This window comes from Inquilinus sp. OTU3971, from assembly GCF_038440215.1.
Genome location: NZ_JASATH010000089.1, coordinates 15,004 through 31,608, shown reverse-complemented (window position 1 = coordinate 31,608; position 16,605 = coordinate 15,004). Strand labels below are relative to the sequence as shown.

The 16,605-nt window shown below is 68.9% G+C and carries 14 protein-coding genes; 13 read left to right on the top strand and 1 reads right to left on the bottom strand.

Annotated elements, in window-relative coordinates; genetic code table 11:
• Positions 1 to 40 precede the first annotated feature (40 nt).
• Entirely contained in the window at positions 41 to 517 is a 477-nt protein-coding gene (locus tag AAHM41_RS21700; RefSeq protein ID WP_342238667.1) for an Hcp family type VI secretion system effector, read from the bottom strand.
• A 352-nt stretch (positions 518 to 869) separates the two neighbouring features.
• Here AAHM41_RS21700 and AAHM41_RS21695 point away from each other — a divergent pair, with 352 nt between their 5' ends.
• From AAHM41_RS21695 to tssK, 13 genes are all read left to right on the top strand, one after another.
• Positions 870 to 1,379: a hypothetical protein gene (locus AAHM41_RS21695; RefSeq protein WP_342238666.1), complete on the top strand. Its 510-nt coding sequence runs from the start codon at positions 870 to 872 to the stop codon at positions 1,377 to 1,379.
• A gap of 146 nt (positions 1,380 to 1,525) precedes the next feature.
• Positions 1,526 to 2,668 (top strand): type VI secretion system protein TssA, encoded by a 1,143-nt coding sequence (tssA, locus tag AAHM41_RS21690; RefSeq protein WP_342238665.1) that lies wholly within the window; start codon positions 1,526 to 1,528, stop codon positions 2,666 to 2,668.
• A gap of 57 nt (positions 2,669 to 2,725) precedes the next feature.
• The gene (gene tssB / locus AAHM41_RS21685) at positions 2,726 to 3,256 is read left to right on the top strand and encodes a type VI secretion system contractile sheath small subunit (protein WP_342238664.1); all 531 of its coding nucleotides are present in this window, start codon (positions 2,726 to 2,728) and stop codon (positions 3,254 to 3,256) included.
• Between the two features lie 5 nt (positions 3,257 to 3,261).
• Entirely contained in the window at positions 3,262 to 4,761 is a 1,500-nt protein-coding gene (tssC, locus tag AAHM41_RS21680; protein ID WP_342238663.1) for a type VI secretion system contractile sheath large subunit, read from the top strand.
• Between the two features lie 70 nt (positions 4,762 to 4,831).
• The gene (gene tssC, locus AAHM41_RS21675) at positions 4,832 to 6,325 is read left to right on the top strand and encodes a type VI secretion system contractile sheath large subunit (RefSeq protein WP_342238662.1); all 1,494 of its coding nucleotides are present in this window, start codon (positions 4,832 to 4,834) and stop codon (positions 6,323 to 6,325) included.
• 40 nt (positions 6,326 to 6,365) lie between these two features.
• Complete coding sequence (locus AAHM41_RS21670) at positions 6,366 to 7,166, top strand: type VI secretion system accessory protein TagJ (RefSeq protein WP_342238661.1); 801 nt, start codon at positions 6,366 to 6,368, stop codon at positions 7,164 to 7,166.
• A 16-nt stretch (positions 7,167 to 7,182) separates the two neighbouring features.
• Entirely contained in the window at positions 7,183 to 7,677 is a 495-nt protein-coding gene (tssE, locus tag AAHM41_RS21665) for a type VI secretion system baseplate subunit TssE (RefSeq protein ID WP_342238660.1), read from the top strand.
• A complete protein-coding gene (tssF, locus tag AAHM41_RS21660) occupies positions 7,670 to 9,481 on the top strand; it encodes a type VI secretion system baseplate subunit TssF (RefSeq protein WP_342238659.1) in 1,812 nt (603 codons plus the stop codon). The genes tssE and tssF overlap by 8 nt, the downstream gene beginning before the upstream one ends.
• Positions 9,478 to 10,512, top strand: a complete 1,035-nt coding sequence (gene tssG / locus AAHM41_RS21655) for a type VI secretion system baseplate subunit TssG (RefSeq protein ID WP_342238658.1) — start codon at positions 9,478 to 9,480, stop codon at positions 10,510 to 10,512. Before tssF ends, tssG begins: the two co-directional genes overlap by 4 nt.
• Before the next feature lie 37 nt (positions 10,513 to 10,549).
• Positions 10,550 to 13,219, top strand: coding sequence for a type VI secretion system ATPase TssH (gene tssH / locus AAHM41_RS21650; RefSeq protein ID WP_342238657.1), 2,670 nt, complete (start codon positions 10,550 to 10,552; stop codon positions 13,217 to 13,219).
• 49 nt (positions 13,220 to 13,268) lie between these two features.
• Positions 13,269 to 14,591 (top strand): type VI secretion system-associated FHA domain protein TagH, encoded by a 1,323-nt coding sequence (gene tagH / locus AAHM41_RS21645; RefSeq protein ID WP_342238656.1) that lies wholly within the window; start codon positions 13,269 to 13,271, stop codon positions 14,589 to 14,591.
• A gap of 176 nt (positions 14,592 to 14,767) precedes the next feature.
• Entirely contained in the window at positions 14,768 to 15,256 is a 489-nt protein-coding gene (tssJ, locus tag AAHM41_RS21640; RefSeq protein WP_342238655.1) for a type VI secretion system lipoprotein TssJ, read from the top strand.
• 5 nt (positions 15,257 to 15,261) lie between these two features.
• Positions 15,262 to 16,602 (top strand): type VI secretion system baseplate subunit TssK, encoded by a 1,341-nt coding sequence (gene tssK / locus AAHM41_RS21635; RefSeq protein WP_342238654.1) that lies wholly within the window; start codon positions 15,262 to 15,264, stop codon positions 16,600 to 16,602.
• Positions 16,603 to 16,605: the final 3 nt, after the last annotated feature.

The window sequence follows — 16,605 nt, the reverse complement described above, 5'->3', positions numbered from 1 at the left end:
CCGCGGGGCCCCCCCCCGGCCAATCACCCTCGCAGTCCGCTCACCCGCGCAGCGTGGTGCCGACGTCGTAGCTCGCCACCTGGTTGCTGACGGGCTTATGGTTCTCGTCATAGGTGGTGTACTTCAGATCCACCTTGGTGAAGTTCAGCGTGACCTCCTCGACCGGGCGGTCGCCCGTGGTGTTGATCTGGTAGCCGCTGACCAGCGCATTGGTCAGCTTGTACTCCATGTAGGTGCTGCCCGGGCTGCCGGTGGTGACCAGGTGGATGGTCACGGCCTTGCCCTGGTTGCCGGTCGCGGCGGCCTCGAACAACTTCAGGGACGCGCCGTCCATCGCCTTGGTCAGGCGAATCTCGCCGATCACCGGCTCGGAGGCCTCGCGGTTCTGGGAGGAGCCGGACGGCGTCGAGACGGCGCGGTGCACGCCCCAGTTCAACGACGCCACATCCATCCACTTCTTGTGGTTCTCCTGCGTGGCATCGCCCTGGATGCCATCGATCTGAACGTAGATCGCCATGGTCCCTCACGTCTCCTTTCTTAGGAAATTAGATGCGAACGGCATCATCCGATACAGGGGTCCGGCTCCGCCGCGAGGGCTCCGGCAATCCAGAGCGTCTCGGATCATGAACTTCCTTGGAATCCCTTCCCAAATTACAAACGACCGCTGTCGTGTCCTGACATTTTTTGCCTAGCCGGCTATATCTGTGCGGCGGCCCTGACACATCAGCGTCACATTTCAGGTCCAGATCCCCCTGGGTGACTCAAGCATGCTCGAGACAAATGCATCTATACACAGGATTATGGAATCTGGAAGGCGAAAGGCATTTAGCGCATAATCGATATTAGGCAAGCTCGGAAGGAGGCCCCTGGTGCGGCTTTGTTGGACAACCATCGCGCTGGTGGCAGGCGCAACCCTGGCTTTCGGCCCGATCTCGGCCCAGCAGCACGAGTCGCCGCTGCCGCCGCCCAATGCGGAGGCGCCCCCCTACTATAAGAGCCTCTCTCTCGAGGGCGAATTCAAAACAGACCCTTTTCCCATCGGGGTCGTCGCCGGAGGCCGCTATTCCGTCTCCCGCATGGGCCGGGACTGCATCGGCAACATCACGGCCGAGCGCCCCGACGTGACGGTCGAGTTCAAGGACGGGAAGCGCCCCCTCACCCTCTATGCCGCCGCCGCGTCGGACACCTCGCTCCTGGTCCACACCCCGGGCGGACAATGGCTGTGCGCGGACGACACCACCGACGGCGGCATGAACCCAGCCCTGACCTTTGACCGGCCGGAGAACGGCACCTATGCCGTCTGGGTGGCATCGGTCGATACCTCCAGCCGCCCGGTCCCGGCCGTCCTGGCGATCAGCGAATTCGCCCCGTCCTGGTGATGCGCATGGCGGGCGGATCATTTCCCTATCAAGGCTGGGCGCCGCTTCGCCGCTCCCGCTCTCTAGGATATGCCGCTATGCTCAAGAGAACTCTGGCCTATGATAAGACAGGTCCGCGGTGCGATCGGCAATAAGCGAGCAGCCCGGTGCAGACTCCTGAGGTCCTGAACACCCAGATGCTGCTGGCGCCCATTCCGGGGGCGAGCCCGACCGGGATGGACCCGCGGTCGGACGTCTCGCCGACCGCGCCGTTCCAGCGCCTGCGAGACCTGCGGGCCCAGGCGCGCGCCCAGGAGCGCGCGGCCGACGCCGAGGACGACGCGGCGCCGCCGACGGCGGAGTGGCGCCAGATCACCGCCGCCGCCGGCGAGATCCTGGCCGGCCAGTCGAAGGACCTCGAAGTCGCCGCCATGATGGTCGAGGGCCTGACGCGGCTGCACGGCTATGTCGGCCTGCGCGACGGCTTCCGCCTGCTGCACGGCCTGGTCGAGCGGTACTGGGATGGCCTGCACCCCGGCCCCGACGAGGACGGCCTCGCGACCCGGCTGCGTCCGATCACCGGGCTGAACGGCGAAGGCGCCGAGGGCACGCTGATCCGGCCCATCCGGAAGATCCCCCTGATTCGCGGCCAGCAGGGCGACTATGCGCTGTGGCAGATCGTCCAGGCGAGCGAGGTCGCCGCGCTGGACGAAGACCGTCGGCAGCAGCGCCTGGCGGCCGGGGCCCAGGATCTCGATGCCGCCACCGCGGCGGCCCAGTCCATGGATGCGGCGGCGGTGTCCACGACGCTCGCCGACATCGTCGGCGCCCAGGACGCGTTCCTCGAGCTGTGCCACAGCCTGGACCGGCGATGCGGCCCGGAGTCCCCGCCGACGTCGCACATCCGCAACGTGCTGGACGCGGCCCGGGATGCCCTGTTCCTGGTCCTCGGCGACCGCGGCCAGTCGCTGCGCCAGGCGATCGGCGCGCCACCCGGCGCTCCCGCCGCCACGGTTCCGCGGCCCCAGCCCGGCGTGCCGGGGCAGGACGCCTCCCCCACCCGGGACGCCTCTCCCGCCGCGGACACCTCCGGCGGGATCCGCGACCGCGAGGACGCCCTTCGCCTGATCGAGCACGCGGCCGCCTGGTTCCGGCGGATGGAGCCGCAGGCGCCGATCTCCTACACGCTCCAGGAAGCGGTACGACGGGCACGCCTGCCGCTGCCCGACCTGATCGATGAATTGATCCGGGACGATGCCGCCCGGGGGGATTTTCTTGTGGTGGCCGGCATCAGGTCCCGCAGCGGATGAGGCCGCGGGCGCACGTCTCGGGAGCAGTGCATTGAACAAGACAAGGTCGAGGTGATGATGTCCAGCATTCACGACAAGCTCGAGCGCGTCCGCAAGCCGCGCGTCCACATCACCTATCAGGTCGAGACCGAAGGTGCTGTGATCGAGAAGGAGCTGCCCTTCGTGGTCGGCGTCCTCGGCGACTTTTCGGGGGATCCGACGCAGCCCCTCGCGCCGCTGCGCGAGCGCAAGTTCGTGCAGATCGACCGCGACAACTTCGACGACGTCATGGCGCGGATCGCGCCGGGCCTCAACCTCAGGGTCGAGAACACGCTGAAGGACGACGGCACCGAGTTCTCGGTCAACCTCTCGTTCAAGTCGCTCGACGATTTCGAGCCGGCCGCGATCGTCCAGCAGGTCGAACCGCTGCGCAAGCTGCTGGAGACCCGGAACCGGCTGCGCGACCTGATGACCAAGGTCGACCGGTCCGAGGACCTCGAGGCGCTGCTGGAGCAGGTCCTGCAGAATAAGGAGCAGCTGTCCCGGCTCTCCCATGAGCTCGGCACTCAGGATGCGCCCCTTGCGGGCGACGGCGGAACGAAGGAGTAAGGGCCATGGCCTTGGAGAAGTCCCAGACTCAGACCGCCGCCCAGCCCGTCGAGACGACGACCTCGCTGCTCGACCAGGCGATCTCGGCCACGCGGCAGACCGAGCCCGAGCGCGCGCAGGAGCTGCTACGCACCCTGACGGAAGAGGCGCTCAAAGGCACCGTCACCTATGACCGCAACCTGACCGCGACGCTGAACCGGGCGATCAAGGTGATCGACGAGCAGCTGTCCCGCCAGCTGTCGGCGATCATGCGCCACGAGAAGTTCAGGAAGCTCGAAGGCTCCTGGCGCGGGCTCCACCATCTGGTGAGCAACACGGAAACGAGCGCCATGCTCAAGATCCGTGTCATGAACGTCTCGAAGCGCGATCTGTACCGCGATCTGAACAAGGCCGTCGAATTCGACCAGAGCCAGATCTTCAAGAAGATCTACGAGAGCGAGTTCGGCACCCCCGGCGGCGAGCCCTACGGCGCGCTGATCGGCGACTACGAATTCTCGAACCATCCCGAGGATGCCGAGCTCCTGCAGCATATCAGCCAGGTCTCGGCGGCGGCCTTCGCCCCCTTCGTGTCCGCGGCGTCGCCGGCCCTCTTCGGCTTCAACGACTTCACCGAGCTGTCGCGGCCGCGGGACCTGGAGAAGATCTTCGAGGCCCAGGAGTACACGAAGTGGCGCAGCTTCCGTGACAGCGAGGACAGCCGCTTCGTCACCCTGACCATGCCCCGGGTCCTGGCCCGGCTGCCCTATGGCGACACCACCCGCCGGATCGACGAGTTCGATTTCGAGGAGGCGCCGATCGATGCCGACGGGGTCCACCGGGCGATGGCGCACGACCATTACTGCTGGATGAACGCGGCCTATGTCATGGGGACGCGGCTGACCGACGCCTTCGCCCAGCACGGCTGGTGCACCGCCATCCGTGGCGCCGAGGGCGGCGGCAAGGTCGAGGACCTGCCGTTCCACAGCTTCACCAGCGACGACGGCGATCCCGACCATAAATGCCCGACCGAGATCGGCATCACCGACCGGCGCGAGGCCGAGCTGTCGCGGCTGGGCTTCCTGCCGCTCTGCCACTACAAGAACACGGATTACGCGGTGTTCTTCGGCGCGCAGAGCACGCAGAAGCCGAAGAAGTACGATCGGCCGGAGGCGACGGCGAACGCCGCGATCTCGGCCCGCCTGCCCTACATGATGGCCACGTCGCGCTTCGCCCACTACCTCAAGGTCATGGCCCGCGACAAGGTCGGCTCCTTCCTCGAAGCGGAGGATTGCGAGGCCTGGCTGAACCGCTGGATCATGAACTATGTCAACAACAACAAGGATGCCGGCCAGGAGATGAAGGCGCGCTATCCGCTGGCGGAGGCCAGGATCTCGGTCAAGGAGATCCCGGGGTCGCCGGGGGCCTACAACGCCGTCGCCTGGTTGCGGCCGTGGCTGCAGATGGAGGAGCTGACCACCTCGCTGCGCATGGTGGCGCGGATTCCGAACGCCGGCGGCAACGGCTGACCTTCGCCCGATGCCCGAGGGTACCAAGAGGCCCGCGCCCTCGTCCGGTCAGGACCGGACGAGCCTGGGGATGGACCTGGTCGATCGCATCTTCGCCGGTGGGGACCGGGACGCAGTCGACGGGGCCGGCCCTATCATCACGTTCCTGGCCGAGCCTCGCCAGGCGGAAGCGCTCGTCCTTTGGTTCGGGCGGACGGAGGCCGCGCGCCTGCTGCGTGACCGCCGGGCGCTGCTCGCCGCGATCGATCGCGAGATCGCCGGGCTCGACTCTCTGATCTCGGCGCAACTCGACGCCATCCTGCACGCGCCGGGGTTGCAGCAGCTCGAGGCGAGCTGGCGCGGCGTCGCCTATCTGGTCGATTGCGCCGCCGGCACCGCCGCCAAGATCCGGCTGCTGGATATTGGCTGGCCGGAGGTCTGCCGCGATCTCGAGCGGGCGATCGAATTCGACCAGAGCCAGTTGTTCCAGAAGATCTACGAGCAGGAGTTCGGTTCGCCCGGCGGCGAGCCGTTCGGCGTGCTGGTCGGCGCCTACGAGATGCGGCACAGGCCGGCCCCCGGCCACCCGACCGACGATGTCGCGGGACTGCGAGGCATGGCGCAGATCGCGGCGGCGGCATTCGCGCCGTTCGTCGCCGGGGCGCACCCGACCCTGCTGGGCGTCAGCAGTTTTGCCGAGCTGGGCCAGCCGATCGATCTGGCGCACGGCTTCCGCACCCCCGACTATGTCCGTTGGCACGCGCTGCGGGAGATCGAGGAGGCTCGCTTCCTCGGCCTCACCGCCCCCCGGATCCTGATGCGGCTGCCCTGGGCCGATGACGGCAGCCGGACCGACGGCTTCCGCTATCGCGAGGATGCCTCCGCCCCCGACCTCTCCGGCTATTGCTGGGCCCCCGCCGCCTTCGCCTTCGCCGGCACGCTGATCCGGGCGTTCGACCAGTTCGGCTGGTTCGCCGAGATCCGGGGCGCCGCCGCTCAGGGCGGCAGCGGCGGGCTGGTGACGGACCTGCCCAGCATGTCGTTCGGCACCGACCGGCCGGGCGTCGGCTACAAGATCGCCCTCGATGTCGAGCTGACCGACGGGATCGAGAAGGACCTGACGGATTTCGGCATCATCGCCCTGTCCCGCGCCCGGGATACCCCCCACGCGGTGTTCCACGGCAACCCGTCGCTGCAGCGGCCAAAGGGCGACAGCCGGCAGCCGGCGGCGACCGCCAACGCCCGGCTGTCGGCCATGCTGCAGTACATCTTCTGCATCAGCCGCTTCGCGCATTACGTGAAGGTGATCGGCCGCGACCGCATCGGCGCCTTCCAGACCGTCGAAGACTGCCAGGAATTCCTGCGTCGCTGGCTGCTGGGCTACTCGATCGCAAGCGACACTGCCACCAGCGAGCAGCGCGCCCGTTATCCGTTGCGCGAGGTCGACGTCTCGGTGCGCGAGCTGCCCGGACGGCCCGGCCTGTATGGCTGCGTCATCCATCTGCGGCCACATTTTCAGCTCGACCAGGTGGCATCGAGCTTCCGCCTGGTTACCGAGATTGCCCATGCCGGCCAGGCCGCGTGATGCCGCCGGCCGGGTCGAGGAAACGAGTCGAGGATCCGACATGACTTCTGCGACCGAGCATTTCCAGGCCGGCCGCCTGGCCGAGGCCGTCACAGCCGCCCTGGCCGAGGTGAAGGCCGCGCCCGGCGCCACGGCGAAGCGGGTCTTCCTTGCCGAGCTGCTGTGCTTCGCCGGCGATTTCGATCGGGCCGACCGTCAACTCGATGTCGTCGCCGATCAGGATCCGGGAGCGTCGCTGGGCTTGGCCCTGTTCCGCCAGCTGATCCGCGCCGCCCAGGCCAGGGCCGAGCATTTCTCCGCCGGACGGCTGCCGGAGTTCTTGGATCCGCCGGCCCCGCATCTGCAGCGCCTGCTCGAGGCGGGGCTCGCCCTGCGCGACGGGCAGGGCGAGGAGGCCGGCCGCCTCGCCGCCGAGGCGGAGGCCCTGCGGCCGCCCTGCCCCGGCTGCCTGGACGAGGCCGAGATCGACGACCTGCGCGATATCGACGACCTCGTCGCGCCGGTCTTCGAGGTCCTGACTAGCACCGGGAAATACTACTGGGTGCCGATGGAGCGCGTCGTCGCGATCGAGTTCCATGCGCCGGAGCGGCGGCGGGACCTGCTGTGGCGGCGCGCCTCGATGATCGTCAGGGACGGCCCGGAGGGCGATGTCTACCTGCCGACGCTGTATGCCGGGGCGGTCGAGGGCGCCGATGACGGTGCCAGGCTGGGTCGGGTCACGGAATGGCAGGGCGGCGAGGGCGTTCCGGCCCTCGGCGTCGGGCAGCGCTGCTGGCTCGCGGGCGAGGCGGCGGTGCCGATCCTGCAGGCCCGCCGGTTCGAAGCCCGGCCGGCCGCCTGACGCCGCGGAGCAGCCCATGGCGAAGGACGACGGTGCCCTCCTGCTCTCGGTGCTCGATCGCCTTCTGGCGGACGAGGCGGAGCCGGCCATGCGTGGCGGCGTGCAGCGCGCAGCCCGATCCCTGGCGGATATCCGCAACGGCGTCAGGCGCGACCTGGAGAACCTGCTGAACACGCGGGCGCGGCCGATCGCCTGGCCGGAGGCCTGGCACGAGCTCCGATCCGCCCTGACCGGCTATGGCCTCCCCGATTTCACCGCCCTGTCGATGACCTCAGCCGAGGATCGCGAGCGCTTTCGCGCCGTGATCGAAGCGACCATCCGCCGGTTCGAACCGAGGTTCCGCTCCGTCACCGTCCGACTTCTCAACAATGCCGAGGGCCTGGACCGCACGCTGCGGCTGCGGATCGACGCGCTGATGCATGCCGAACCGTCGCCGGAGCCGATGACCTTCGATTCCGTGCTCGAGCCGGTGAGTCGCAGCTTCTCGGTGACCTCGCGCAGCCATGGCTGAAGACCTTCTCGCCCATTATCAGCGCGAGCTGACCTATATCCGCCGCCTGGCCGGCGAGTTCGCCGCCGCACATCCGAAGATCGCCGGACGGCTGCGGCTGAGCGGCGAGGCGACGGACGATCCCTTCGTCGCCCGCCTGATCGAAGCCTTCGCCTATCTGAACGCGCGGATCCGGGCGAAGCTCGACGACGATTTCCCGGAGCTGACGGACGCGCTGATCGGGGTGCTGTACCCGCACTATGCGGCGCCCATCCCGTCCATGGCGATCGCACGGTTCGATTGCCGGCCGGATATGCGGGGCGCCTATCGCGTCCCGCAGGGGACCGAGGTCAGCACCGAAACCGTGGACGGCGAAGCATGCCAGTTCCGGACGGGATACCCGCTGGCCCTCTGGCCGATCGCGCTGGATGCCGTCGCCTTGGGCTCCAGGCCGATGGCGGCGCCGCCCAATCCGCGAGCGGCGGGCGCCACAGCAATCCTGCGCGTCGGCCTGCGCTGCCTGAACGAGGCAATGACCTTCTCCTCGCTCGGCATCGAAACCCTGCGCTTCCATCTATCCGGCCCAGCGCAGCAGGCGCTGCCGCTGTACGAGCTGATCCACAACGATTGCCTGTCGATCGCGGTGGCCGACGGCCCGACCGATCCCAATCCGGCGATCCTGCCTGCCGGGGCGATCAAGCCGGTCGGCTTCGGTCCCGACGAGGGGCTGCTGCCGTATCCGGCCCGGTCGCATCTCGGCTACCGGCTGCTGACCGAATACTTCGCCTTCCCCGAGAAGTTCCTGTTCTTCGATCTCGAGGGGCTGGAGGCCAAGACGCTGCTCGATGCCGGCCGCCGGATCGAGATCTTCTTCTATCTGCGCCGCGGATCGGCCGATCTGGAGCGCAGCATCGGGACGGCCTCCCTGGCCCTCGGCTGCACCCCGATCGTCAATCTCTTCCCGCTGCGGGCGGAGCCGATCACGATCACCCAGGCCACGACCGACTATCGCGTGGTTCCCGATTCCCGGCGGCCGGTGGCGACCGAGGTCTATTCGATCGAGCAGGTCGAGAGCTCGGACGAGCGGGGGCAGGTGACCGCCTTCGAGCCGTTCTACGCGCTCCGGCACGCCGGCGCCCGGCGGGCCTATTGGCATGCCGCGCGCCGGCATGGGGGGCCGGGCGAGAACGGGACGGAGGTCTTCCTGTCCCTGGTCGACGAGTCTTTCGACCCGGTGTCCTCGCCGAAGACGACGCTTTCGGTCGACATCCTGTGCCTGAACCGGGACCTGCCGAGCCGCCTGCCCTTCGGCGGTGGCCATCCGCATCTGAGCGCGGCGGACTCGTCCCCCGCAATCGACCGGGTCACCTGCCTGACGCCGCCGACGCCGACGCTGCGCTCGGCCCTGGGCAAGCGCGGCCGCTGGCGGCTGGTCTCGCATCTCGCGCTCAACCACCTGTCCCTCACCGACGACGTGGACGGTATCGAGGCCCTGCGCGAGATCCTGAAGCTATACGACTTCCGCGATTCGCCGGAGACACGGGCCGTGATCGACAGCCTGCTGAAGGTCTCCGGCCGCCGCGGTTCGGCGCGCCTGCCGGGCGATGCGCTCGGGGGCTTCGCGCGAGGCGTCGACGTCACGGTCGAGTTCGAGGGCGAGCGCTTCACGGCCGCCGGCCTCTATCTCTTCGCCTCGGTGCTGGAGCGCTTCCTCGGCCTGTATTGCAGCATCAATTCCTTCTCGCGGCTCACCGCCGTCATCCGCGGCCGCTCGCAGCCGCTGAAGCGGTGGCCGCCGCGGGCGGGGGAGACCCTGCTGCTGTGATCGACCGTCTGACCAAAAGGCCGTGGAGCGTCGAAGCCCTTCAGGCCATCCGTCTGCTCGAGACCGCGGCCCGGAAGCGAGATCCTGGGCAGGACGGCCGCGGCCGCCCGATCGGCGAGGATCTGCCGCCGGCCGACGAGGCCGTGCGCCTGACGGGCACCGCCTCCCTCGCCTTTCCGGCCGGCTCGGTCGCCCGGTTCGAACCGCCCGCCCCGGACGAAGGCGGGCCGCCACGGCTGGCCGTCACTCTGTTCGGGCTGATCGGTCCATCCGGGGTCCTGCCCAGCCATCTGACGGCCGAGGTCAACCGTTCAGCCCGGCAGAAACGTCCGGCACTGAAGGCGTTCCTCGACCTGTTCCAGCATCGGCTCGCCTCCTTCTTCTATCGCGCCTGGGCGAAATACCGCCTGCCGATCGCCTATGAGCGCGCCGGCGGCGCCGAGGACGGAATCTCCCACGCGCTGCGCGCCCTGGTCGGCCTCGGCACTCCGCACCTGCAGCGGCGCCTGGCGGTCGATGACGAGGCGATCCTCCACTACGCGGGCCATTTCGCCCGCTGGCCCCGGTCCGCAGCGGCGCTGGAAGCCTTGCTGGGCGACTATCTCGGCCTTCCCGTGGCCGTGAAGCCGTTCGAGGGCACCTGGCTCGCCCTGCCGCCGGAGGAGCGGACCGTCCTGCCGACCGCCGCCTCGCCGGACGGCAATTTCTGCCGGCTCGGGGTCGACGCGGCCGCCGGGGAGAGGGTGTGGGACCGGCGCGGCAAGTTCCAGATCCGCGTCGGCCCCGTGTCCTGGGCGCGCTTCCAGACCCTGCTGCCTGGATCGGACGAGGTCCGCCGCCTGGCTGAGCTGACCCGGCTCTATGTCGGGCCTGGCCTCAGCTTCAACCTGCGCGTCGTGCTCGACCGCAGGGAGGTTCCGGAGCCGCGGCTCGGCCCCGAGGCGACACGGCTCGGCTGGACCAGCTGGGCGGTGTCCCAGCCGCCGCCGGCCGACCCGTCCGACGCCGTCTTCGAACTGGACGACATCTGATCACTGCCGCACCAACCGACCGCAACACGAGCCCCGCATGGCCGCCATCGATCTGAAATCCCTCGTCGGCAAGTTGAACGCACCGTGCCGCCGCGCGCTCGAAGGCGCTGCCGGCCTGACCCTATCGCGGTCCCAGTTCAACGTCGAGATCGAGCACTGGCTCGCCAAGCTTCTGGAGGACGAACGGTCCGACGTCGCGGCCTGCCTGCGCCACTACGAGATCGCGGTCGAGCGGGTCGCGGCCGATCTGGCCCGCGCCCTCGATCGGCTCAAGACCGGGAATGTCCATCCTCCCGCCCTGTCGCCCTCCCTCGTCTCGCTCGGGCGCGAAGCCTGGCTCCTGGCCACGCTCGAATATGGCGACGGACAGATCCGCTCCGGCCATCTCCTCGTGGCGCTGCTGTCCGACGAGACGCTCGGCCAGCATGCGCGCGCGGCGTCGCCCTCCCTCGCCCGCATCCCGCCCGACGAGCTGCGCCGCAAGCTGACCGGCATCGCCGCCTCCTCGGCCGAGGCCGTCGACATGACGGTTCGGACCGACAGCGCGAAGAGCCAGCCGGCCGCCATGGGACGGACCGAGGCCCTCGACCGCTACACGATCGACCTGACCGAGCGCGCCCGAGCCGGCCGGCTTGACCCGGTCCTCGGCCGCGACGGCGAGATCCGGCAGGTCATCGACATCCTGACGCGGCGGCGGCAGAACAACCCGATCCTCACCGGCGAGGCCGGGGTGGGCAAGACGGCCGTGGTCGAAGGCTTCGCCCTGCGGATCGTCGCCGGCGACGTCCCGGAACCGCTGCGCAACATCTCCCTACGGACTCTCGATCTCGGCCTGCTGCAGGCCGGGGCCGGCGTGAAAGGGGAATTCGAGAACCGCCTGAAATCGGTGATCGAAGAGGTGCAGGCGAGCCCGCAGCCGGTCATCCTGTTCATCGACGAGGCCCACACCTTGATCGGCGCCGGCGGCCAGGCCGGGCAAGGCGACGCCGCCAACCTGCTCAAGCCGGCCCTGGCGCGAGGCGAGCTCCGCACCATCGCCGCCACGACCTGGTCCGAATACAAGAAGTACTTCGAGAAGGATGCTGCCCTGACCCGCCGCTTCCAGGTGGTGAAGGTCGAGGAGCCGGGCGAGGCGGCCGCGATCGACATGATGCGCGGCGTCGTCCCGATGCTGGAGGCGCATCACGGGGTCCGGATCCTGGACGAGGCGGTCGAGGACTGCGTCCGGCTGTCCCATCGCTACGTCGCCGGCCGCCAGTTGCCCGACAAGTCGATGAGCCTGCTCGACACCGCCTGTGCCCGGGTGGCCATGGCCCAGGCGGCCACGCCCGAGGCGATCGAGGAACGCCGCCGGCGCGTCGAGCGGCTGGAGGCCGAGATCGCCATCCTGCGTCGGGAGGAGGCGACGGGTGGAGAGACGGGGCGCATCGCCGATCTGCAGGCGCTGCGCGATCAGGCCGCGACCGAGCACGAGGCGCTCCGCGGCCGCTGGGAGGAGGAGCGCGGCTTGGTCGACCGGATCCGCGGGCTGCGCGACCGGATCGAGGCGGCCCAGGGCCTCGGTCCCGGGACGGACGAGGCGGAAAATTCGCATCCATCCGATGGTGTCGAGGATGTCGCCGCGCTGCGCGCCGAATACGCCGAGGCCCGCCGGGCCCTGGGCGAGCTGCAGGGCGAAGCCCCGCTGATCCCGGTAGAGGTCGATGCCCAGGCGGTTGCCCAGGTCGTCGCGAATTGGACGGGCATCCCCGTCGGCCGCATGGTGTCCGACGAGATCCGCTCGATCCTGACCCTCGAAGATCGCCTGCGCGAGCGGGTCGTCGGCCAGAACCATGCCCTCGAGGCGGTGGCGCGGGCCATCCGCACCGCCCGCGCCAAGCTCACGGATCCGCGCAAGCCGATCGGCGTGTTCCTCTTCCTCGGCCCGTCGGGCGTCGGCAAGACCGAGACCGCCCTGGCCCTGGCGGATCTGCTCTATGGCGGCGAACAGAACCTGACGGTCATCAACATGTCGGAGTTCAAGGAGGAGCATAAGGTCTCGCTCCTGCTCGGGTCGCCCCCCGGCTATGTCGGCTACGGCGAAGGCGGAATCCTGACCGAGGCGGTGCGGCGGCGCCCCTATTCCGTCGTGCTGCTGGACGAGCTGGAGAAGGCGCATCCAGGTGTCCAGGACATCTTCTACCAAGTGTTCGACAAGGGGATGCTGCGCGACGGCGAGGGACGGGACATCGACTTCAAGAACACGGTGATCATCCTGACCTCCAACGTCGGCACCGATCTCGTCGCCAAGCTCTGCGCCGATCCCGACACGGCTCCCGCCCCCGCGGATCTCGCGGCAGCGCTTCGCCCGGAGCTCCTGAAAACCTTCAAGCCGGCCTTCCTCGGCCGCCTGTCGGTGATCCCGTTCCTGCCCCTGGGCGACGACACGATGCGCGGCATCGCCCGGCTGCAGCTCGAACGGATCGGACGGCGCATCGCGGAGACCTACGGGGCGCGCTTCACCTATGACGACAATCTGGTCGAAGAGCTCCGCTCCCGCGCGACGGAGAGCGAGAGCGGCGCCCGGGCGATCGAGCAGATCCTGGCGAACACGCTTCTGCCCGAGCTGGCTGCCGAGTTCCTCACGCATATGGCGGACTCTGATCCTGTCCGGGATGTAGGCGTATCCGTCGACTCCCACGGCACGATCCAATATCGTGTCTCATAGTGAGGTCAGGACTGTTCTCCCCTCGCACCTTCGCCCGAATTCCTCGGCCATGAAGCTGATCCTCGACCTCACCGCCGGCGGTTCCGGCCCGTCCGGCGGCGACAAGACCCGAACCTTCGATCACCGCGGCCTCACGCTCGGACGCGGGCCGGACAACGACTGGGTGCTGGAGGACAGCTCGCGGTTCGTCTCGAAGAATCACTGCCTGATCGACTATGTCGACGGGCGCTATGTGCTGTTCGACCTGTCGACCAACGGCACCTTCGTCAACGGCGGGTCAACGCCGCTCGGCCGTTCGAACAGCGCCGTCCTGTCCGACGGCGATCGAATCGCGATCGGCGACTACCACTTCCTGGTCCGCCTGTCCGGGGCCGACGCCCCGGCAGCCAGCCATTCGATCGATATCGACGACCCCATGGCCCTGCCGTTCGGCATTGATGCGGCGGGCGGGGCGAAGCTGCCCCGGCATCAGCTGGACGCAGCTGAATGGCCCTCCGGACCGGCCCCGTCCGGTCCCCCGCCGTTCGACACCACATCCGGCGAACGCTGGGAGCATGTGGCGGAACCCGATCACACTCCCGCCGCGCATGTGGCCTTCCGGCCTCCCACGCCGCAGTTCCGGGAAATCCCCGAGGATTGGGCGGAGGAGAAGCCGGTGCCGGCCGTCAGAGCCGTGGCGGCCGGCCTGATTCCGCGCGATTGGCATGACACCCCGTCGCCCCCGCCGACGCCGCAACCTGATCCGGCCCCCCCTCCCCCCGCGGCGCCGACCGCGCAGGCCCAGACCGATCCTCTCCGGCTCGTTCTCGAGGCTGCCGGCGTGGATCCAACCCTGTTCCCGGCGGAGCGCGGCGAGGAGCTGGCGCGCATGATCGGCCAGATCCTTCGCACCAGCGTGCAGGGCCTGCTGGAGGCGCTGGAGGCGCGGTCATCCCTGAAGACGGAGTTCCGGATCGAGCGGACGGCGATCCAGCCGCGCAACAACAACCCGCTGAAGTTCGCAGCGACGGAGGAAGAGGCGATCACCGCCATCCTGTCGCCACCGCTTCCCGCCTTCGCCAAGGGGGCGGATGCGATGGAAGAGGGGTTTCGCGACCTTCGCCGGCATCAGATCGGCACGATCGGCGGCATGGAGGCGGCGCTGCGGCATCTCCTCGACCGGCTTTCGCCGGACGCGGTGGCGGAATCCGCGGGCGGTGCCTCCGGCGGGCTGGGCGCGCTCCTGCCCGCGGCCCGCAAGGCCCGGCTCTGGGAGGCCTATGTCGCCCTGCACCGTCAGATGTCCGACCGTGCCTCCGAAAGCGTGCGGGATCTGTTCGGCAAATCCTTCGCCGAAGGATACGAACGCCTGCGCGATCCTGTTCAGAAGTAATCGCAAGAAAAGCACACAGCCACAGTAACTGGGCAGGATGCACAGCTGTAATGAGGATGTAACGCATGCCGGCTATGGACAGAAGGACGGGCTTTTTCCTGGCCGTCTGGCCTCAGGACAAAACGCCTGCTAAACAGGACGGCAATGCTATCGTCCGATCGGGATGGGAGATGCGATTGCGGCTGTTGATCGCGATGGTGGGAGCGGCCGGGCTGCTGGCGGGGTGCGGGACTTTCGGGGCGGTCAGCGACATGGTCGATCGGACGCTCGGCTTCAAGCCGGGGGACACGACGATCACCGTCGACGCCGCGCCCGGCGTCAATCCCGACGCCTCGAACCGGCCGTCGCCGATCCTGGTCCGGATCTACCAGCTCAAATCGGGGGCGGCGCTGGAGCAGGCCGACTATTTCAAGCTGACCGAGAATCCCCAGGCCGCGCTGGGGGACACGCTGATCAGCAGCGAGCAGATGCTGCTGACGCCGGGCAAGACCCGGACGCTGTCGGTGCAGTTCGACCCCGCCGCCCATCAGATCGGGGTGGTGGCGGGCTTCCGCGACATCGACCGGGCCAAGTGGCGCGCCGTCGAAAGCATCGATCCCGGCGATGTCGACGAGGTGGCGATCCATGTCGGCGCCTCCGACATCTCGATCAAGGTCGAGGACTAGACCGCATGGGCTGGGACAACAAGGTCGTCTGGGCGGAGGGCATGTTTCTCCGCACCCACCATTTCCAGCAGTTCGACCGTTACGTCGAGAAGCTGGTCCGCGCCCGCGTCGCCGGCCTGCTGCCATACGGCTGGGGCATCCGCGAGCTGCGCATCAATCGCGACCTGCTCGGCACCGGAAAGTTCGCCGTCTCGGCGGTGTCGGGCGTGTTGGACGACGGCACGCCGTTTGCCGTGCCGGAGGATGCCGATCATCCCCCGCCCCTGACGGTGCCGGAGAGCACCAAGAACGCCATCGTCTACCTGGCGGTGCCGGTCCGGCAGCCGGGCAACCCGGACATCGACCACACCGAGGCCAACGCGACGGCGCGCTACGCCACCGCGGAGTTCGAGGCGACGGACGCGAACGCCTTCTCCCCGGCCGTGGCGGCCATGCAGGTAGCCCGGCTGCGGCTGCGTTACCTGCTCGAAACCGACGACCGGTCGGGCTATGTCTGCCTCGGCCTGGCCCGCATCGTCGAGGTCCGGGCCGACCGCTCCATCGTCCTCGACGACAGGTACATCCCGCCCTGCCTGGCGCATGACGCCTCGGCCAGCCTCTCCGGCTATGTCTCGGAGCTGGTCGGGCTGCTGCATCATCGCGGCGAGGCCCTGGCCGGCCGGGTCAACGCCTCCGATGCCCGCGGCGTGGCCGAGGTGGCGGATTTCCTGCTGCTGCAGCTGGTCAACCGCGCCGAGCCCCTGTTCGCCCATGTCGCCGCCGCCGCCGGCATCCATCCCGAGCGGCTCTACGCCGCCATGCTCGAGCTGGCGGGAGAGGTGGCGACCTTCACCGGCCGGGACAAGCGGCCGGTCGCCTTCCCTCCCTATCGCCACGACGATCTGCAGCACTGCTTCCAGGCGGTGATGATCGAGCTGCGCCAGTCGCTGTCCGCGGTGCTGGAGCAGAGCGCCATTCCGGTTCCGCTCGAGGAGCGCCGCTACGGCATCCGCGTCGCCTCCATCAATGACCGGACGCTGCTCGACCAGGCCGCCTTCATCCTGGCGGTCCGCGCCGACGTTCCGGCCGAGGCGGTGCGCCGGCACTTCCCGACGCAGATCAAGATCGGACCGGTGGAGCAGATCCGGAACCTGGTCAACGCGGCGCTGCCGGGCATCACCATCCGGCCGCTGCCGGTGGCGCCGCGCCAGCTGCCCTACCATCCCGGCGTGATCTATTTCGAGATGGACCGGAACAGCCGCCACTGGGCCGATCTCAAGACCTCCGGCGGCATGGCGGTCCATGTCGCGGGCGAGTTCCCGAACCTGCAGCTCGAATGCTGGGCCATCAAGGCGCAGCGGGGATAGCCG